The organism is Mesorhizobium helmanticense, from assembly GCF_003034915.1.
Taxonomy (GTDB): Bacteria; Pseudomonadota; Alphaproteobacteria; order Rhizobiales; family Rhizobiaceae; genus Mesorhizobium; species Mesorhizobium helmanticense.
Genome location: NZ_PZJX01000021.1, coordinates 39,927 through 58,035, shown reverse-complemented (window position 1 = coordinate 58,035; position 18,109 = coordinate 39,927). Strand labels below are relative to the sequence as shown.

17 protein-coding genes are annotated in these 18,109 nt (G+C 63.1%); 6 read left to right on the top strand and 11 right to left on the bottom strand.

Features of this window, described 5'->3' with window-relative positions; genetic code table 11:
- Positions 1-111: 111 nt before the first annotated feature.
- Positions 112-726, top strand: a complete 615-nt coding sequence (gene pncA / locus C9427_RS09510; RefSeq protein ID WP_107648898.1) for a bifunctional nicotinamidase/pyrazinamidase — start codon at positions 112-114, stop codon at positions 724-726.
- 127 nt (positions 727-853) lie between these two features.
- A complete protein-coding gene (locus C9427_RS09505; protein ID WP_245437039.1) occupies positions 854-2,179 on the top strand; it encodes a sodium:proton antiporter in 1,326 nt (441 codons plus the stop codon).
- Here the strand turns inward: C9427_RS09505 and C9427_RS09500 are convergent, their stop codons facing one another.
- The 8 genes from C9427_RS09500 to gcvA all read right to left on the bottom strand — a co-directional run bounded on the left by C9427_RS09500 (position 2,180) and on the right by gcvA (position 11,337).
- Positions 2,180-2,887 (bottom strand): ABC transporter ATP-binding protein, encoded by a 708-nt coding sequence (locus C9427_RS09500; RefSeq protein ID WP_107648897.1) that lies wholly within the window; start codon positions 2,885-2,887, stop codon positions 2,180-2,182. It lies immediately after the preceding gene.
- The gene (locus C9427_RS09495; RefSeq protein WP_107648918.1) at positions 2,880-3,608 is read right to left on the bottom strand and encodes an ABC transporter ATP-binding protein; all 729 of its coding nucleotides are present in this window, start codon (positions 3,606-3,608) and stop codon (positions 2,880-2,882) included. The genes C9427_RS09500 and C9427_RS09495 overlap by 8 nt, the downstream gene beginning before the upstream one ends.
- Positions 3,605-4,567 carry a branched-chain amino acid ABC transporter permease gene (locus C9427_RS09490; RefSeq protein WP_107648895.1) on the bottom strand — a complete coding sequence of 321 codons (963 nt, stop codon included), beginning with the start codon at positions 4,565-4,567 and terminating at the stop codon, positions 3,605-3,607. Before C9427_RS09490 ends, C9427_RS09495 begins: the two co-directional genes overlap by 4 nt.
- Positions 4,564-5,445, bottom strand: coding sequence for a branched-chain amino acid ABC transporter permease (locus C9427_RS09485; protein ID WP_107648893.1), 882 nt, complete (start codon positions 5,443-5,445; stop codon positions 4,564-4,566). Before C9427_RS09485 ends, C9427_RS09490 begins: the two co-directional genes overlap by 4 nt.
- A 218-nt stretch (positions 5,446-5,663) precedes the next feature.
- Entirely contained in the window at positions 5,664-6,968 is a 1,305-nt protein-coding gene (locus tag C9427_RS09475) for an ABC transporter substrate-binding protein (protein WP_107648892.1), read from the bottom strand.
- Positions 6,969-7,121: 153 nt separating this feature from the next.
- Positions 7,122-8,579, bottom strand: coding sequence for a hypothetical protein (locus tag C9427_RS09470; protein ID WP_107648891.1), 1,458 nt, complete (start codon positions 8,577-8,579; stop codon positions 7,122-7,124).
- A gap of 183 nt (positions 8,580-8,762) precedes the next feature.
- On the bottom strand, positions 8,763-10,067 hold the full coding sequence (pncB, locus tag C9427_RS09460) for a nicotinate phosphoribosyltransferase (protein WP_107648889.1): 1,305 nt from the start codon (positions 10,065-10,067) through the stop codon (positions 8,763-8,765).
- 295 nt (positions 10,068-10,362) lie between these two features.
- Positions 10,363-11,337: a transcriptional regulator GcvA gene (gene gcvA, locus C9427_RS09455; RefSeq protein WP_107648888.1), complete on the bottom strand. Its 975-nt coding sequence runs from the start codon at positions 11,335-11,337 to the stop codon at positions 10,363-10,365.
- Between the two features lie 207 nt (positions 11,338-11,544).
- On the opposite strand from gcvA, the gene speB reads away from it, so the two are divergent.
- The 4 genes from speB to C9427_RS09435 all read left to right on the top strand — a co-directional run bounded on the left by speB (position 11,545) and on the right by C9427_RS09435 (position 14,825).
- Positions 11,545-12,606 (top strand): agmatinase, encoded by a 1,062-nt coding sequence (gene speB, locus C9427_RS09450; protein WP_107648886.1) that lies wholly within the window; start codon positions 11,545-11,547, stop codon positions 12,604-12,606.
- 82 nt (positions 12,607-12,688) lie between these two features.
- Positions 12,689-13,489 carry a transporter substrate-binding domain-containing protein gene (locus C9427_RS09445; RefSeq protein ID WP_107648885.1) on the top strand — a complete coding sequence of 267 codons (801 nt, stop codon included), beginning with the start codon at positions 12,689-12,691 and terminating at the stop codon, positions 13,487-13,489.
- A 23-nt stretch (positions 13,490-13,512) separates the two neighbouring features.
- Complete coding sequence (locus tag C9427_RS09440; RefSeq protein WP_107648884.1) at positions 13,513-14,181, top strand: amino acid ABC transporter permease; 669 nt, start codon at positions 13,513-13,515, stop codon at positions 14,179-14,181.
- Positions 14,178-14,825: an amino acid ABC transporter permease gene (locus C9427_RS09435; RefSeq protein ID WP_107648883.1), complete on the top strand. Its 648-nt coding sequence runs from the start codon at positions 14,178-14,180 to the stop codon at positions 14,823-14,825. Before C9427_RS09440 ends, C9427_RS09435 begins: the two co-directional genes overlap by 4 nt.
- A gap of 66 nt (positions 14,826-14,891) precedes the next feature.
- Here the strand turns inward: C9427_RS09435 and C9427_RS09430 are convergent, their stop codons facing one another.
- The 3 genes from C9427_RS09430 to C9427_RS09420 form a co-directional block, all read right to left on the bottom strand.
- Entirely contained in the window at positions 14,892-15,473 is a 582-nt protein-coding gene (locus C9427_RS09430) for a TetR/AcrR family transcriptional regulator (RefSeq protein ID WP_107648881.1), read from the bottom strand.
- Positions 15,474-15,767: 294 nt separating this feature from the next.
- Positions 15,768-16,355 (bottom strand): DUF308 domain-containing protein, encoded by a 588-nt coding sequence (locus tag C9427_RS09425; protein ID WP_107648879.1) that lies wholly within the window; start codon positions 16,353-16,355, stop codon positions 15,768-15,770.
- 247 nt (positions 16,356-16,602) lie between these two features.
- Positions 16,603-18,006 (bottom strand): MATE family efflux transporter, encoded by a 1,404-nt coding sequence (locus tag C9427_RS09420; RefSeq protein WP_107648877.1) that lies wholly within the window; start codon positions 18,004-18,006, stop codon positions 16,603-16,605.
- Positions 18,007-18,109 lie beyond the last annotated feature (103 nt).

The following is an 18,109-nucleotide window of genomic DNA, read 5'->3' as shown; positions in this document are numbered from 1 at the left end:
TTGACGCAGGCGGCCATCTGGTCAAGTTTCTGCATCCGGTCGCGCCAGCGACCTTTCTTCCGCCGGAACACCACCGGAGCCCGCGCCCGAGACTGACGAGAAGGAGGCCCCATGGCCGACGAAGCGCTTGTTGTCATCGACCTGCAGAACGACTTCTGCCCCGGCGGGGCGCTGGCGGTGGCCGGCGGCGACGAGATCGTGCCGCTCGTCAACGACCTGATCCGGCGGACCGAGCATGTCGTGCTGACGCAGGACTGGCATCCCGCCGGCCATTCCAGCTTTGCTTCCAGTCATCCGGGGAAGCAGCCCTTCGAGACGATCGAGATGCCTTACGGCCAGCAGACGCTGTGGCCGGACCATTGCATCCAGGGCAGCCTCGGCTCGGACTTTCATTCGGGGCTCGCCTGGACCAAGGCCGAACTGGTGATCCGCAAGGGGTTCCGCACTGCGATCGACAGCTATTCGGCCTTCTACGAGAACGACCATACGACGCCGACCGGCCTGGCCGGCCATCTCAAGGAGCGTGGCATCGACACGCTGACCCTGGTTGGTCTTGCCACCGATTTCTGCGTCGCCTTTTCGGCGCTCGATGCGGTCAAGCAGGGTTTCAAGACGACGGTGCGGCTCGACGCCTGCCGCGGCATCGATCTCAACGGCTCCGTCGAGGCGATGCTGAAGCGGATGCGCGAGGCAGGCGTTACGCTCGAAGACCATTTGTCGGATTGACCGGATCGTGGGGCGTCGAGGGGGCTTCTCGCAGTTTATACCGATTTTGGCGGCAGGCATCCTGGCCTCAGCCGTGTTTCCGGAATTGGCTGTCGCTGCCGAAAACCACGCGCTGCCGGGCCAAACAATGTCGCTGTGGTGGGCATTGCCCTTCGCCGGCCTGCTGCTGTCGATCGCCACCGGACCTCTGCTCTTCCATCACGCCTGGGAGCATCACTACGGCATGATCACCGCCTTCTGGGCCGCACTGGTGATTGTGCCACTGGCAATCGCCTTCGGCATGCCTTCAGCCATGGAAGCAGTGCTGCACGCGCTGCTCACCGAATACATGTCGTTCATCATCCTGCTGTTTGCGCTGTTCACCATTTCGGGCGGCATCCTCGTGGCCGGCAACATTCACGGCACGCCGCTGGTCAATGCCGGACTGCTGCTGATCGGCGCGGTCCTCGCCTCCGTCATCGGCACGACCGGCGCCTCGATGATCCTGATCCGGCCGATCCTGCGCGCCAACGACAACCGGCCGTTCAATGCCCATGTCGCCATCTTCTTCATCTTCCTGGTCTCGAACATCGGCGGCTCGCTGACGCCGCTCGGCGACCCGCCGCTGTTCGTCGGCTTCCTGCGTGGCGTCGATTTCTTCTGGACCACGGCTAATCTCTGGCGCGAGACATTGTTCGTCGGCTGCACCGTGCTGGCCGTGTTCCTGGCGATCGACATCGTGCTGCATCGCCGCGAGGACGGCGCGCCGAAGATCAAGGATCCGACACCCGATACGAAGGTGCGCATCCGCGGCCTGGCCAACCTTCCGCTGCTGGCCGGCGTCATCGGCGCGATCCTGCTGTCCGCCCTGTGGAAACCGGGCGTGAGCTTCTCCATCCTCGGCGTCAGTGTCGAACTGCAGAATCTCGTGCGCGACGCCATCATCCTGGCGCTCGCCCTGCTGTCGCTTCGCGTCTCGTACAAGAGCCATCGCGAAGCCAACGGCTTCAACTGGGGACCGATATCAGAGGTGGCAAAACTGTTTGCCGGCATCTTCATCTGCATCGTGCCGGTGGTCGCCATCCTGAAGGCCGGTCATGACGGCGCTCTGGCGCCGCTGGTCTCGCTGGTCACCTCGCCCTCGGGCCAGCCCAACGACCTCGCCTATTTCTGGCTGACCGGGGCGCTGTCGTCCTTCCTAGACAATGCGCCGACCTACCTGGTGTTCTTCGAACTCGCCGGCGGTGACCCGCAGCATCTGATGACCAGCTTCGCCTCGACGCTGGCGGCGATCTCGGCCGGTGCCGTGTTCATGGGCGCCAACACTTATATCGGCAATGCGCCGAACTTCATGGTCTACGCCATCGCCCGGCATCGCGGCGTGAAGATGCCCGGCTTCTTCGGCTACATGGCGTGGTCGGGCGCGGTGCTGATCCCGACCTTCTTGATCGCCGGCTTTCTGTTCTTCAGGTGATCACCCGACGCCGACATAGCGGCGGACGGCCGACGGATCGGCGCGCAGCTGCTCGACGTCGACGGTCTCGCGATTGCGGCCGTTTTCGATGAATGAGACGCGGTCGGCGACCGACAGCACGGCATCGACCCGCTGCTCGACGAGGATGGTCGAAACACCAAGATCGCGCAGCTTCGCCACCGTTTCGCGGATCTTGGCGATCATCGACGGCATCAGCCCTTCGGTCGGCTCGTCAAGCAGCAACACTTGCGGTTCGAGGCACAGTGCCCGGGCCATGGCCAGCATCTGCTGCTCGCCGCCGGACAGCGTGCCGGAGCGCTGCCTAAGCCGCTGGCGAAGCAGCGGGAAAAGATCGAGCACGTTTTCGCGCGTCGCCTTGCCCTTGTTGCGCGTCATCAGGCCGATCTCGATGTTTTCCGCCACCGTCATCTCGGCGAACAGCCGCCTGCCCTGCGGCACATAGGCGACGCCGGCTTTGGGCACCTCATGCGCCGGCAAACCGGTCAGTTCCTTGCCGTCGAGATTGATAGAACCCGCACTTGCCGGGACAAGACCCATGATCGCCTTCAGCGTCGTCGTCTTGCCGGCTCCGTTACGGCCGAACAGGCAAAGCACCTCGCCCTTGTTCAGCGCGAGGTCGAGGCCGTAGAGCACCTGGACCTCGCCATAGAAGCAGTCGAGCCCGGAGATCGTCAGCGCCTCAGCCATGGGTCGTCCCCAAATAGGCGTCCTGGACCTCGGTGTTGGCGCGGATCTGCTCGGGCGTGCCTTCGGCCAGGATCCTGCCGGCGTTGAAGACGGTGATGCGATCGGCGAGATGCATAACGACAGGCATGTTGTGTTCGATCAGAAGCACGGTGGCGCTCTTGGCGATCTCGCGCACCAGTTCGATGAAATTGTCGATCTCGCTGTCGGCCAGGCCTTGCGTCGGTTCGTCGAGGATCAGCAGGCGCGGCTTCAGCGCCAGCCCCATCGCCACTTCGAGCAGGCGCTGGTGACCGTAGGACAATTGCCCGGCCAGCATATGCGTGCGGTCGGCAAGGCCGGTGCGTTCGAGCGCCGCCATGACGCCGGTGCGTACCGCGCCTTTCGAGCGGCCGTCGGTCAGCGTGCGTTGCACCGGCAGCGCAACATTGTCGTAGACGCTGAGATTGGCAAAGACGCTGGTGATCTGGAAAGTGTAGGCGACGCCAAGCCGCACCCTGGCATAGGCCGGCAGGCCGGTGATGTCTGCGCCGTCGAAGACGACCATCCCGGAGGATGGTTGGATGCGGCCGCTGACCAGGCTGACGAAGGTGGTCTTGCCGGCGCCATTGGGACCGATGACGGCGCGGATCTCGCCCGGCATCAGCGCGAAGTCGACATTGTCGACAGCGCGCAGGCCGCCGAAATTGCGCGAAAGTCCCTTGGTGGTCAGCAGCGGCATCATGGCAGCCACCCGAGCCAGCGGTGACGGATGGTGCCGAGAATGCCTTTCGGGAAAAACAGCACCAAAAGAATGAGCGCGATGCCGACGATCAAGAGATATGCCGAGGTGTAGCCGCTGGTGATGTCGACGACATAGTACATGAACAACGTGCCGACCAGCGGACCGAGCGTCGTGGCAGCGCCCCCGAGCAGCACCCAGAGCAGCGGCAGGATGGAATATTGCACCGAAGCGAAGCTCGAGCCGACATAGCCGAACAGCAGCGCATAGGCAGCACCGGACGCCGCACAGATTGTGCCGGAGACGACGACGGCGGCGAGCTTGTTGGAGAAGGTGTCGTAGCCCAGCATTTTGGTCCGCTCCTCGTTCTCGCGGATGGCGACCAGAACGCGGCCATACCTGGAGCGGACGATGGCGAGCGTGACCAGCAGGACGATCGAAAACAGTGCCAGCGCGCTCATGTAGCGCACGGTCGGATTGGTCAGTTCCAACGATGTCGCGCCGAAGCTGAGCACCCGCGCCGGCTGCGGCACCACCATGCCCTGGTCGCCGCCGGTCCATGAGGCGAGATAGAGCATGACGAGGTAAAAGACCTGCGCGAACATCATGGTGACGATCATGAAGGCGACGCCGGAGGTGCGCAGCGCGAGCACGCCGATCACCAAGGAGAGGACCGCGCCGCAGAGGATGCCGACGGCGAAGGCGGCCGGCACGCTCCAGCCGAGATGGATGACGGCGAGACCCGCACCATAGAGTCCGGCGGCAAAGAACATGGCGTGGCCGAGGCTGAGCAGACCGACATAGCCGAACAGCATGTTGTAGCCCATGGCGAAGACCGCCAGCACCATGATGCGGGCGAGCAGGCCATGGTGATAGTCCGGCAAGACGAAGCTCAGGGCGAAGAGCAAAGCGATGACGCCAAGATGCAGCGCATAGGGTTTTGCCGGCGAAGCATCCTTCATCGCGATGCCGTTCCGAACAGGCCTTGCGGCCGGAACACCAGCACCATGGCGACCAGCAGCGTGGCGATGATCTTGGCCAATGTCGGCGAGAAGAACACCGAGATGATGCCGTCCGACAGGCCGATGAGCACGGCGGCGACAAGGGTGCCGCGCAGCGAGCCGAGACCGCCGATGATGACGACGATGAAGGAGAGCAGCAGCGGGTCCTGCCCCATCAGGTAATGCGCCTGGCTGATCGGCACGATCAGCACCGCGGCCACCGCCGCCAGCATGGCGCCGAGCGCGAAGACGCCGGCATAGACCCGGTCGACCGGAATGCCGAAGGCCTGCGCCGTCTCGCTGTCATATTGCGTGGCGCGCATGACGAGCCCGATCTTGGTGTGGGTCAGCACCAGCCACGTCGCCACGAGCAGCAGCGCGGAAGCGGCGATGATCGACAGCTTGTAGCCGGAATAGCCGAACCAGGGCAGCAGGATGCGATAGCTGAAGGGCGGCTCGACCGGCCGCGCCTCGGGTCCGTAGAAGGTCAGCGCCAGTTGCTGGATGATGTAGAGCATGCCGATGGTGGCGACGATGGTGGCTTCGGGATTGTAGTTCAGCCGGCGCAGCACCAGCCGCTCGGCGACGAGCGCGATGGCACCGACGATCAGCGGCGCCAGCACGAGAGCGGCCAGGAAGCCGAGCGCCGGATGGCCCGATATCGCCGTCGAGATCGCCCAGGCCAGCACCGCGCCCAGCATGAAGAACTCGCCATGGGCGACATTGACGACGCGCATGACGCCGAACACCAGCGACAGGCCAAGCGCCGTCAACGCCAGTACGGCCGAGGTGACGAGGCCCTCGAGGGCAGCGAGGAGAAGGTGGGGTCCGAAGTGCATCGGTTACGCGCAGGCCGGCGCCAAGTGCACCCCCCTCTGGCCTGCCGGCCATCTCCCCCTCAAGGGGGGAGATTGGCAGTTCCTGCGACTGCGACCGCCTACCAACCTTGGCGATTGGCGAAAGCAGCGATGACGGCCAATCTCCCCCCTTGAGGGGGAGATGTCCGGCAGGACAGAGGGGGGTGACTTGGCTCCCACGCTTACAGACAAAGCCGTGTCTAGAGCGGCTGCGTCGTGTAATCCCCTTCCGGCTCGTAGAGGCCGTCCTCGATCTTGGTCTTGTGGACGACATTCAGCCGGCCGCCTTCGACCTTGGAGATGTTCTGGATACCGAAGCACTGGTGGATCTTGCCGTTGAAGGTCTTGGGCCCCTGCGGATGCTCGGGTCCCTCGGCGAATTCGGTCAAGGCCTCGGTCGCCTCGACCAGCTTAGCGCGGTCTTCCGGCCCCTTGTAGCCGGCGTCTTCCATGGCCTTCTTGACGACGTAGAGCGTTTCCCAGCAGCCGAACATATGCGCGGCGGTGGAGACGTCCTTGGGATCGCCGACGGCGGCGCCATTGTCATCGATGCCGACGGCGGCGCGGTAGGCCTTCTGCGCGGCGGAATCGTCAGGTTGGGCATAGCGCGGCGAGCCTTCCCAGAAATGGCTGCCGTCGAGGAATTCGAGGCCGGGGCTGTTGATGTCGGTGGCCTCGAGCGAATCGATGAAGCCGAACAGCTGCGGCCGGTTGGAGCCGTAGAACTCGCCGAGTTCCTTGACGAAGGTGAGCACCGCCGGGCCGACCATGACGTGGTAGATCACCTCGGTCTCGGCCGGGATCTGCGGAAAATACTTGGTGAAAGAGGATTCCGTCGGCGGGATGGCGATCTGGGCAATGACCTCGGCGCCCTGCGCCTTCAGCGCCGGCGGCAGATAGTCGCGATGATCGTAGCCGAAGGCGAAGTCGGGGAAGATCTGCGTCACCTTCTTGCCGGCATTGGCCGCGATCCACGGCGCCATCGACTGGATCTGGCTCTTCACGTCGGTGATCCCGGGCTGGAAGACGTAGCGGTTGAGCTTGGTCGAGGCGACGTGGTGGCCCTCGCTGACGACAAAGTAGGGCATCTTGGCTTCGCCGGCGGCCGGCGCCGAGCCGATGACGACATGCGAGAACAGCGTGCCGAAGACGATGTCGGTCTTGTGCTGGGTGGCGAATTTGCCGACCACTTCGGCGCCACGGCCGGGATCGGTGCCGTCATCCTCGATGATCACCTCGACCGGCCGGCCGTTGATGCCGCCGGCGTCGTTGATCGCCTTGATCGCTGCCGCCGTGGTCTTCTCATACCAGCGGCCATAGGCAGCGCCGATGCCGGTGCGGTGCGACTGGAAGCCGATCTTGATCGGTGCCGAGCTCTGCGCCTGGCTGTAACGGACGAAGCCGGGCGCCACGGCAAGGCCAGCGCCAGCGGCTAGACCTTTCAGCGCCGTGCGGCGGGTAAGATTGGTCTTGGAGAGGTCGAAGAATCCGTTCTTGTCAGCCATGTTCGTTCCCCTGTTTTTCAGTCTTGACCAACGATAAGGCGGTTTGAGCACCCTCGGTCAGAGGATGCAAAAATTGCATGTGTACAAACTAAATCACCAAAGCCCTGGCGTGGCAAGCGAGCTTTCCCCCGGGGCATCGAGGGCGTCCTTGTCTCATCCAACCGTCGGCGTGGCAAGCAGCCACAGGCCGAAAACCGTATAGGCGATCATCAGCACAGTGAGCGGCAATTGGCTGAGCGCGGTCCGGGCGGGAACTGGGTGCAATCGCCAGGCGAGGCCATGCGCGACAAGCACGGCGAGCATGTGACCGGCGATGATGACGCCGGCCTGGAGATTCCACAACCACCAGGCCGAGCCGGCGCCGGCGATCACGCCGGCTTCGATCTCCATGCCGGCGGTGCCGAACAGGTTCCAGCCAAGCGCAAACGGGTCGGAAAGAGCAGCAACCGCATACTGGCCGTCGACGAGCAGCACCGTCAGATAGTGCGCAAAATGATAGGCGAGCGCGATCGGCACGATCGACCAGACCAGCAGCCCGGCAGCATGACCGAGCGAATGCGGGCTGCCGGCAAGACGCTGGCCGAGGCCAATTGCAGCCATGAACGCTGCCGCAAGCAGGACGAATGTCAGATCGAGCCCAAGACTGCCAATGCCGATCACCGCCGTGCGGCCCGGAAACTCCAGCGGATTAACGCCGAACCAGCCCAGCCAGAAGAAGGTTCTCGACAGGCCGTCGAAGGACACCGAAGACAAGGCAAGCAGCAGGAAGGCGATGCCGCTCGACGGCAACGGCGTAGCATCGAGCAGCTTGGCGCCCGGCCAGCAGAGGCTGAGCCGGCCTTTGTTACTGCGTTCGTCTTCTTTGCGCTCAAGGAGAGCGAAGCGCCCCACCATGGCGAAGAAGATCGTCAGGAATTCGCCACGCCGGCTCCAGTCGGGGTAACCGAAGACCAGCATGCCGGCAAAGCTCAGCAGCCAATAGAGACCGGCGGCCCAGGCCAGACGCGTCGGATCGTCGGGCGCTGGATCGATCAGTTCGAACCAGGCAAAGGCGAAGAACAATATGACAGCCGGCCAGCAGCCGAGCCACGCGGGCAGGCGCGATTGCAGCGTTTCGTCGCCGCGCCTGCCGATCAGGCGGATTGCGAGGCGCCAAGGCCCGTACCAGGGATTCAGCCAGGACCAGAGATCGCCGAGCAGGCCTTGCAGGAGCGCCAAGCCGACCCAGAGCAGAGTCCATATGACCAGCGGCAACGGGTTGGAAAGCGGATCGCGGCTGCCGAACAGTCCAGCCGCAACAAGAATTGCAAAGCCGGCAAAGGATAGCAGGCTGATGATCTGGCGGGGGGCGTCGCCGAAGGTGAAAAGCGGCAGGCGCCGGCGCCAGAAGCGGTCGAGCGCGTCGGGCGGCAGCAAGGCCAGAACGAGGAAGCTGACGGCCACGGCGAACGCGCCGCCCGCGACGTAGTAGCCGGTCGGGAGCAGAAGCACGTGACCGCGATCAGAGGCGTGGGCGAAAGCGGGGGTGGGAAGAATTACGAGGGCAGGAGTGACAAGGGCTAGCCGGCGAAGACGGCGCTCTACGGCGCCCCCCTCTGTCCTGCCGGACATCTCCCCCTCGAGGGGGGAGATTGGATTTCGCCTCTGCTTTCGCCAGTTTCCAGCATTGTAAAATAAAGTGCGGGAGCTGAAGCTGCCGATCTCCCCCCTTGAGGGGGAGATGTCCGGCAGGACAGAGGGGGGCGCGAAGGAACTCATGCTTACCAGGAATGCCGTCTTGTCAGCCCCGACCCCTCACACCTTGACCAACTGCTCCACCCTGTCCTTGGCGCCGAATATCCTGAGATAGCGCTCGATCTCCTTCAGATCACCCGTCGCCTTGGCAGGGTTGTCCGACAGCTTGACCGCTGGCCGGCCATTGGCTTCGGTGACCTTGCAGACCAGCGAGATCGCGTCGAGGCTGTTGGTTTCGATCGGCGCGCAGCCCTCGAAATCATTGGTCAGATTGGTGCCCCAGCCGAAGGACATGCGCACCTTGCCGCGGAAGTGGCGATAGGTTTCCTCGATGGTCTCGACCTCGAGCCCGTCGGAGAAAATGAGCAGCTTCTGCTTGGGGTCCTTGCCCTTCTCGCGCCACCAGGAAATGATCTTCTCGCCGCCCTCGATCGGCGGCGCGCTGTCGGGGCGAAAGCCGGTCCAGTCGGCGACCCAGTCCGGCGCGTCGCGCAGGAACGAGGCGGTGCCGAAAGCGTCGGGCAGCACGATCAGCAGATTGCCGCCATAATAGCGCTGCCAGTCCTGCAGCACCTTGTAGGGCGACTGTTTCAATTCCTTTTCCGACTTGGCGAGCGCTGCGAACACCATCGGCAATTCATGCGCGTTGGTGCCCAGCGCTTCGAGGTCGTTGTCCATGGCAAGCAGCACGTTGGAGGTGCCGGTGAAGGCCTCGCCGATGCCCTCCTTCAGCGCCTCGACGCACCAGCGCTGCCACAGGAAGGAATGGCGGCGGCGGGTGCCGAAGTCGGAAATGCGGATGCCGGGCAAGGCCTTAAGCCGCTCGGTCTTGGCCCACATCTTGGCCTTGGCGCGGGCGTAGAGCACGTCGAGCGCGAAGGGCCCAAAGGCCCGCATAGCGGCACGTGAACGCAACTCATTGATGATGGCGAGCGCCGGGATCTCCCACAGCGTCGTGTACATCCACGGGCCGCTGAAGGAGAGCTCGTACTGGCCGTCGCGCCTGGAGAGCTCATAGTCGGGCAGGCGGAAATTCTCCAGCCAGGCGAGGAATTCCGGTTCGAAGATCTGCTTGCGGCCGTAGAAATTGTTGCCGCCGAGCCAGATCATCTCCTTCTTGGAAAAGCGCAAGGTGCGGGCATGGTCGAGCTGGTCGCGCAGTTCCTCCTCGTCGATCTCGTCGGCAAGGCGAACCGAGGTGGTGCGGTTGATCAGCGAAAAGGTGGCGTCGACCTTGGGATACATGCCCCAGATCATCTGCAGCATCAAAAGCTTGTAGAAATCGGTGTCGAGCAGGCTGCGGACGATCGGGTCGAGCTTCCAGGTGTGGTTGTAGACGCGCCGCGCTATATCGGTCTTTGCCATGTCTCGATGCCGCCTTCGCTGCTCGCTCTAAAGCGCGTCGCATGTAAATCGGATACATGCGACGCGCTTTAGGTCTTTGTTTTATGCATGTCGTTGTCCCAAAACCGCTGCACACTTTTGGGCGACATGCATTAGCTTTTTTGTTTAGCGCTTTTCACGGGAAGCCGCCGCGCACTTTTCCTAGATTGCTCCAAATGCCTATTAGCATTGAATTTTCGAAAGCGCTGCCCGCTTTGCGGGCTGGCCCGACAAAAAGAAAATCCTGCGGCCGGCCGCATTTTCATCTGAAGCCGCCTCAGGAGACTGGCTTGGCGCCGATCACTCTCAGCGCCGGCCGCTTGCGGCGGATGCCGATACGGCCCGCCACCGGCGCGTCGGCGCGGCTGTCGGCTTGTTCCTTTTCGGCGAACAGCCAGTCGATGAACAGTTGCACGATCGGCGTCGATCGCATCTCGTTGCGGCAGACGACGTAGAAATCATCGATCGCCGGCACCGACAGGCTGAACGGCGCGACGAGCATGCCCCTGGCAAGCAGCGTGCTTGCGGTGACGGAATCGCCAAGCGCCACGCCATGGCCATGGACCGCGGCTTCTGTCGCCGTACGGGCGTCGCCGAGATGGTGGCGGCGGCCACGCTCCAGATCCAGCCCGTCGGCCGCCGCCAGCCAGGTGTGCCACTCGCGGCCGTCGTCGCCATGCAGGAAGACGTGGTCGGCAAGATCGCGCACGGTGCGGATCGGCCGGTTGTTGATCAGCGTCGGGCTGACCACGGGGAACAGTTCGAGGCCCGACCATTTGCGCATCCAGCAGTCGGTCCAGCTGCCATCGCCATAATGCACGCAGACGTCGATCTCAGGCGCGCGAACGTCCCTGGCGTCGTTGGAGGGGATCAGCGTCAGCCTGATATCGGGATATTGCGCCATGAAGCTACCCAGCCGCGGCGTCATCCAGAGCAACAGCAAGGCCGGCACGCAGGACACCGAAAGCGTGCCGGCGCTGGCCGGCCTGGTCATGCGCTGGGTGGCGGCGGCGATGCCGTCGAAAGCGGTCGACACCGCCGGCAAAAGTTCAGCACCGTGCGGTGTCAGCTTCACCCGCTGGCCGGTGCGTTCGAACAGCTTGACGCCGAGCGACTGTTCGAGCGCCTTGATCTGGTGGCTGATCGCGCCATGGGTGACGTTGAGCTCGGCGGCGGCCTTGGTCAGCGAGGCGTGGCGGGCCGTCGCCTCAAAGGCGCGCAACGGATTCAGCGGAGGCAGACGCTTGACCATGGGAACCCGGAAACATTGTGAGATTTTCTCACAATCGACACCCTAACAATATCAATTGATTTTTCAATGCGGCTGCCGGACACTTTACCTGGAACAGCATCAAGACGTGAAATCTGCAGGCGGCCAGCGGGACAGCGACCCGGCCGGATGACGGTCATCGCCAAGCGTCAGCGGTCTCATCGGATAAACCATAGACGAGGAGCGGACATGGGTTTTAACAGCGGCAAGCTCGAAGCGTTGCGTCGCAAATATGGCGAAAGCCATGGCGGCGAGATGTTCGACCCGAAATTCCGCAAGGTCGCCGACAAGATCTTCTCCAAGAGCGGCACAAGGCTGGCGCCGTATTCAGGCATTCCGACCTTCCTCGCCGCGCCGTACCGGCAGATTGCCGCCGACAATCCGGATTTCGGCGACCTGCAAGTGGCGATGATCGGCGTACCGATGGATCTCGGCGTCACCAACCGGCCGGGCTCGCGTTTCGGGCCGAGGGCGTTGCGCGCCATCGAGCGGATCGGCCCCTACAACCATGTGCTGGAATGCGCGCCGACGCATGAGCTCAGGGTTGCCGACATCGGCGACACGCCGTTCCAGAGCCGCTACCGGCTGGAAACCAGCCATGACGACATCGAACGCCGCACCAACCAGATCGTCGATGCTGGCGTGCTGCCCTTGTCTGTTGGCGGCGATCATTCAATCAGCCATCCGATCCTGAGGGCCGTCGGAAAGAAGGCGCCGGTCGGCATGATCCATATCGACGCCCATTGCGACACCAGCGGGTTGTTCGACATGACCAAGTTCCACCATGGCGGGCCGTTCCGTAACGCGGTGCTGGACGGTGTGCTCGACCCGACCCGCACCATCCAGATCGGCATCCGCGGCTCGGCCGAATACCTATGGGAGTTCACCTATGAATCCGGCATGACAGTGGTGCATGCCGAGGAGGTGACCGGTCTCGGTATCCCCGCCATCATCGAGAAGGCGCGAAAGATTGTCGGCGACGGTCCGACCTATGTCTCCTTCGACATCGACAGCGTCGATCCGGCCTTTGCGCCGGGCACGGGCACGCCGGAAGTCGGCGGCCTGACGACGCGCGAAGTGCTCGAACTGCTGCGCGGCCTCAAGGGCCTCAACATCGTCGGCGGCGACGTCGTCGAGGTGGCGCCGCAATATGACGCGACCACCAACACCGCCCATGCCGGGGCGCAGGTGCTGTTCGAAATCCTCAGCCTGATGGTGTTCAGCCCGACTATCACAGGCAAGGGAGCCTGACCCACTGACAGATCGAAGGTGGCCGCCGCGCTGGAGCCGGCGGCCAACCTCAAACAAACACGCTTCCAGCAGGGGAACGACAATGACACTTCACTTGAAGCTCAAATCATCCATTGCCGCCGCACTGATGCTTACCGGCCTTGGTTTCACCAGCCAGGCCAGTGCCGACGCAATCGACGACATCACCAAGGCTGGCGCCATCAATGTCGGCATCTTCTCGGACTTTCCGCCCTTCTCCTCGGCCAGCGCCGACATGAGCATCAAGGGCTATGACGTCGACGTGGCGCAGGCCATCGCCGATTCCCTGAAGGTGAAGCTCAACCTGGTCAGTGTCACCGGCCAGAACCGCATCCCGTACCTCACCGACAAGCGCGTCGACATACTGATGAGCGTCGGCTACTCCAAGGAGCGCGAGCAGGTGATCGATTTCGCCGTCGCCTACGCGCCCTACTACATCGCCGTCATCGGCCCGGCCGCACTCGCGGTCAAAGGCAAGGAAGACCTTGCCGACAAGTCGATCGCCGTCAACCGCGGCACGCTGGAGGATACTTCGCTGACCGAGGCCGCGCCGGCTTCGGCCGACATCCGCCGCTTCGACAACTACAATTCCGTCATCCAGGCCTTCATCTCGGGCCAGACGCAGTTGATGGTGGTCGGCAACGATGTCGGCGCCCAGGTGCTTGCTCGCCAGGAGGCGCTGAAGCCGGAGCAGAAGTTCCAGCTGCTGACCTCGCCTTCGCATATCGGCCTCAACAAGAACGAGGACCGGTTGAAGACGGCGGTCAATGACGCGGTCGCCAAGATGTTGGCCGACGGCAGACTGGACGAAAGCTCGAAGGCCTGGCTGAAGACGCCGCTCAATCCCGATAATCTGAAGGACTGACCTCAGGGTCAGGACCCATCCTCATGGGCTACGGCCTCGATTTCGGCTGGCTTGCCGGTGCGACAGGCGCGATTGCGCGCGGCGCGGCCACGACGATCCTGTTGATCGTCGTGACCACGCTGGCCGGTACGTTCCTCAGTATCCTTGGCGCGGCGGGGCGGCGAAACGGCCCCGTTCTGCTCAAGCGCGTGATCGGCGTCTATGTCGAGGTGATGCGCAACACACCGTTCCTGGTGCAGCTCTTCTTCATCTTCTTCGGGCTGCCCAGCATCGGCATAAGGCTCGATCCGATCCTGGCCGCCATGCTGGCGATGACGCTCAACATGGCGGCCTACACGATCGAGATCGTTGGCGCGGGGCTCGATGCGGTGCCGCGCGGGCAGACGGAAGCCGCACTCGCGCTTGGGCTCAGGCCACGCCAGGTGTTCGTCAAGATCGTGCTGCCGCAGGCGCTGAAGGTCATCTATCCGGCGCTGACCAGCCAGATCATCATCATGATGCTGGAATCGGCCGTCGTGTCGCAGATCGCGGTGCGTGAACTGACTTACGAGGCCGACATGCTGCAGGCGCGCACCTTCCGCGCCTTCGAGACCTATCTGGTGGTGACGATGGTCTACCTGATCCTGTCGATGGGGTTGCGCCGGCTGCTGGTAGCGGGCGGACGTCGGGTTCTGGGAGCCGGCGTGTCATGATCGAGTTCACCTTCTGGGACATTTTGCGCAACCTGCTGCTGGCGGCGCGCTGGACCGTGCTTCTGTCGCTGGCAGCCTTCGTCGGCGGCGGCGTGGTCGGCATGATCGTGCTGTTCTTCCGCATCGCCAAAAATAAATGGAGCCGGCGCATTGCCTCGGGCTACATCGCGCTGTTCCAGGGAACGCCGCTGTTGATGCAGCTCTTCCTGATGTTCTTCGGCCTGCCGATGCTCGGCCTGCGCATCGAGCCATGGACGGCGGCAGCACTTGGCCTGACCTTCTTCGCCAGCGCCTATCTGGCCGAGATCTGGCGCAGCGGCGTCGACGCGCTGCCGCGCGGCCAGTGGGATGCCGGCGCCAGCCTCGGCCTTCACTATCTCCAGGAACTGAGGCTGATCATCCTGCCGCAAGCGTTTTCGATCACCCGCGCGCCGACAGTCGGCTTTCTGGTGCAGCTGATCAAATCGACGGCGCTGACCTCGATCATCGGCTTCGAGGAACTGGTGAGAACCTCTAACGCGATCAACAACGCGACCTTCGAGCCGTTCAAGGTCTACGGGCTGGTCGCGCTGATCTTCTTCGCCATGTGCTTCCCGCTGACGCAATACGCACGCTCGCTCGAACGGCGGGCGGCTGCCCAGTGAGCCGCGAGCATGTTGCATCGACCTGCATCGACGGCGGTTGGTGCTCGAACGCCTCGTTCGAAAGCGTCAGGCGCGAATGCGACGAAAAAGAGTCTCCACGATCACGTTAAACCGCTCCGGGTCATCGAACGCCCGGGCGGCGAGCATGGCTCCGTATACGGCCGCCATGAAAGCTTGCGCCTCGACGTCGGGGGATGCCTCTAGACGCACTGACCCCTGCTTTGCGCCTAGTTCCAGCAGCCGCTCCAGCCATTTGCCGAGGTCGGCGAAATGGCCGCGTACGGAAACTGCCACCTCTTCGGGCAGACCGGGCAATTCCGCCGCCAGCACGGCAGCCAGGCAGAAGGGAGCGGATTGATCCTTGATACAGCGTTCCCAATACCCTGTATAAAACCGCAGCTGATCTATTGCGACCGGCGAGCCTTCCTCCAGCGCCGCAATCTGGGCTCGGATACCGGCACGCGCTTGTTCGACAACTGCCACGACCAAATCGACTTTCGAGGGGAAGTGGTGATGGATGCTGGCCTTGCGGATGCCAAAGCGCTCCGACAGGTCGGCATAGCTGAAGCCGTTGTAGCCGACACGCATGATGAGCTGGGCGGCTCCGCCAACCAATTTGCCCGCAGTGTCACCCAGTGCAGTGTTCATTGTCTACCTTCTGATAGGTTGAGGTAGGAAATTCTGCCGATCCTTGCAAGTTTTGGCCGAGCCGGCGGACCGAGAGTCCGGTTCAACTGCCAGTCTGTTTCGAAAAGAAATGCGCCGTCCCAGGAAGACAGCGCACCAGTCGTCGGCATAAAAGAACGACAGCATATCGGACAGTTTCAAGGGGCGCCCCTAGAGCGGTATGCATTTGGATTGAACATGCATCCCGCTCTATCTGTTTGTTTTAGCCGCATTTGTGCGACGCCAAGTGTGACCACTTGGCTGCTGCAAAATGCCCTAGCTGGCGATCCGCGGTGACTTTCGAAGGATGTCGCTGACCGTCAGCCACACCGCCGACACCAGGAAGTAGAATGCGCCAAACGCAGCGTATGGCGCGACATTCGTGATGCCGATATCTTCAACGCCGCCAGCCATCTTCACAAAGAAGATTCCGGCCAGCGCCGATTGAGCGCCGCTCAAGATCATCGCCCACTGCGCGCCACTGGTCTTCCAGCGCCGCACGGCAGTAATCAGTTGAAACAGCCCAGATAGAACCGCCCAGACGCCATAAACCGCGAGCACCGCGTTCATGCTGTTGGTCAGCGCGATAGCGACCGCCAGAGTGGCAAGCACGCTGATGACAAAGTTCAGCAGCTGCGACTTATTGCGGCTCATCCCGCCTGTGCGCCGGGCGTCGATGACGTTCGCCAAGGCGTCCCAGGCAGGATACGCCACCAGCATGATCGCAGCCAATGGCGGCATGGTCTTGGCGACGGTAAAGGCCAGTGCGACCCATGCCGCGGAGACGGCGAATCGCACAAGGTAATAGCTTTTGAGCCATGTGTTTGAAGCTTGAGCGAGGTTGTCAGTGTTTTGAGCAAGCATGCCTGTTTTCCACGTTGGTTTGATTGAATGTCTACCTACTAGCAGGTAGGTATCTTATGGTCAACATCACCGGTCCATCAAATAGGGTTGGCTGAGCGCGGACCGCGCGCCATGGGTAGACGCCGGCTGAGGCAACCCTGATGTGCTTTTGGTGCTTGGTGAATATTCGTGGGCTGAAGGCGCGCCGCTTAATTAGTCGCAATGTCAGGAGATGACGGCACCGGGCGAGCCGGCGTCTGCCTTGCTTTCAATGACCAAACGCCAGCGGCGGCGCGATGCGGTCGCGCCGCAGCCAGCGGACCATGAGCAGCGCCGCCACCGCGGCCAATCCCGACGACAGGCCGATCCAGATGCCGACACCGTTGAAACCGAAATCGAACGCCAGCAGCACGCCGAGCGGCAGGCCGACGCCCCAATAGCCGATCGCGGCGTAGATCATCGGCACCTTGGTGTCGTGCAGGCCGCGCAGCATGCCGGCGGCCACGGCCTGCGCGCCGTCGAAAATCTGGAACAGCGCGGCAAAGGCCAGAAATGATACGGCAAGGGCGATCACTCTCGTATTGGCCGGATTGCCGAGATCGATGAAGGCGCTGATCAAGAGCCGCGGCCACAGGATCATCACCAGTCCCGTCAGCGCCATGAAGGACACGCCGATGACGAAGGCGGTCCAGCCGGCGCGGGAAACGCCTTCCCGATTGCCGGCACCGTGTGCCAGCCCGACGCGTACGGTCGCCGCCTGATTGAGGCCGAGCGGCACCATGAAGGAGATCGAGGCGATCTGGATGGCGATGGCGTGCGCGGCAAGTGAGTCCGCATCGATCAGACCCATGAGCAGAGCCGCCGCGTTGAAGATCGTCACCTCGAAGGCAAGGATGCCGGCGATCGGCAGGCCGAGCCGCAACAGCCCCTTGAAGCGCGGCCAGTCGGCCCGCCAGAAGCGCCCGAACATGCGGTAGCGGCGAAACTTCGGCTCGAGCAACAGCACCGCCGCCATGCCGGCGAACATCAGCATACTGGACAGCGTAGTGGCGAGGCCGGACCCAGCAATGCCCATCGCCGGCACGCCGAGATTGCCGAACATGAACATCCAGTTGAAGAGGACATTGCAGGCGACGGCAACGAAGACGATGACCAGCGCCCAGCCCGGCCGCTCCAGCGCCGAAATGAACGAACGCAGCACGATATAGCCGTAGAAGGGCAGCACCGCCCATTCCAGCCAACGCAGGTAGATGCCGGCCTGATGCGCCAGCGCCGGTTCCTGGCCCATGGCGAGCAAAATTGCCTCGCCGTACCAAAGCACGATCCAGATCGGAATTGAGATGAGGATCGCCAGCCACAGGCCTTGCCGCACGGTGCGGCGCAGGTCGCGCACGGAATGGCGGCGGCGGCCAAGCTCGGTCGCCATCATCGGCGAGGTCGCCAGCATCAGGCCGAGCCCGAAGATCATCGGCATGAAATAGAGATTGGCGCCGAGCGCGCCGCTGGCCAGCGTGTCCGGCCCCAGCCGGCCCATCATCATGACGTCGGTGGCGGTCATCGCGGTCTGGCCGAGATTGGTCAGCACCATCGGCCAGGCGAGCGCCAGCATCGCCCTGATTTCCTGACGCCAAAGATTTTCCGGTGCGCAAGCGCCGGCTTCCATCACAGACATTGTTTCGCCTATCCGATTGCGGCGCGTCGGCGAAAAGAGCCGGAAGCCGCGTCTCAGCGCGGAAAATGACCGTGGTCGGTCTAGATTCCGCATTAACGGCATG

What these genes read in the sequence shown, in the direction of transcription:
- C9427_RS09445 (WP_107648885.1), top strand. Translation starts at nt 12,689, where the DNA reads ATGACACTTCACTTGAAGCTCAAATCATCCATTGCCGCCGCACTGATG.
- C9427_RS09475 (WP_107648892.1), bottom strand. Translation starts at nt 6,968, where the DNA reads ATGGCTGACAAGAACGGATTCTTCGACCTCTCCAAGACCAATCTTACC.
- gcvA (WP_107648888.1), bottom strand. Translation starts at nt 11,337, where the DNA reads ATGGTCAAGCGTCTGCCTCCGCTGAATCCGTTGCGCGCCTTTGAGGCG.
- C9427_RS09490 (WP_107648895.1), bottom strand. Translation starts at nt 4,567, where the DNA reads ATGAAGGATGCTTCGCCGGCAAAACCCTATGCGCTGCATCTTGGCGTC.
- C9427_RS09505 (WP_245437039.1), top strand. Translation starts at nt 854, where the DNA reads ATGTCGCTGTGGTGGGCATTGCCCTTCGCCGGCCTGCTGCTGTCGATC.
- C9427_RS09440 (WP_107648884.1), top strand. Translation starts at nt 13,513, where the DNA reads ATGGGCTACGGCCTCGATTTCGGCTGGCTTGCCGGTGCGACAGGCGCG.
- C9427_RS09495 (WP_107648918.1), bottom strand. Translation starts at nt 3,608, where the DNA reads ATGATGCCGCTGCTGACCACCAAGGGACTTTCGCGCAATTTCGGCGGC.
- C9427_RS09435 (WP_107648883.1), top strand. Translation starts at nt 14,178, where the DNA reads ATGATCGAGTTCACCTTCTGGGACATTTTGCGCAACCTGCTGCTGGCG.
- pncA (WP_107648898.1), top strand. Translation starts at nt 112, where the DNA reads ATGGCCGACGAAGCGCTTGTTGTCATCGACCTGCAGAACGACTTCTGC.
- C9427_RS09485 (WP_107648893.1), bottom strand. Translation starts at nt 5,445, where the DNA reads ATGCACTTCGGACCCCACCTTCTCCTCGCTGCCCTCGAGGGCCTCGTC.
- C9427_RS09420 (WP_107648877.1), bottom strand. Translation starts at nt 18,006, where the DNA reads ATGTCTGTGATGGAAGCCGGCGCTTGCGCACCGGAAAATCTTTGGCGT.
- pncB (WP_107648889.1), bottom strand. Translation starts at nt 10,067, where the DNA reads ATGGCAAAGACCGATATAGCGCGGCGCGTCTACAACCACACCTGGAAG.
- C9427_RS09500 (WP_107648897.1), bottom strand. Translation starts at nt 2,887, where the DNA reads ATGGCTGAGGCGCTGACGATCTCCGGGCTCGACTGCTTCTATGGCGAG.
- C9427_RS09470 (WP_107648891.1), bottom strand. Translation starts at nt 8,579, where the DNA reads ATGTCCGGCAGGACAGAGGGGGGCGCCGTAGAGCGCCGTCTTCGCCGG.
- speB (WP_107648886.1), top strand. Translation starts at nt 11,545, where the DNA reads ATGGGTTTTAACAGCGGCAAGCTCGAAGCGTTGCGTCGCAAATATGGC.
- C9427_RS09425 (WP_107648879.1), bottom strand. Translation starts at nt 16,355, where the DNA reads ATGCTTGCTCAAAACACTGACAACCTCGCTCAAGCTTCAAACACATGG.
- C9427_RS09430 (WP_107648881.1), bottom strand. Translation starts at nt 15,473, where the DNA reads ATGAACACTGCACTGGGTGACACTGCGGGCAAATTGGTTGGCGGAGCC.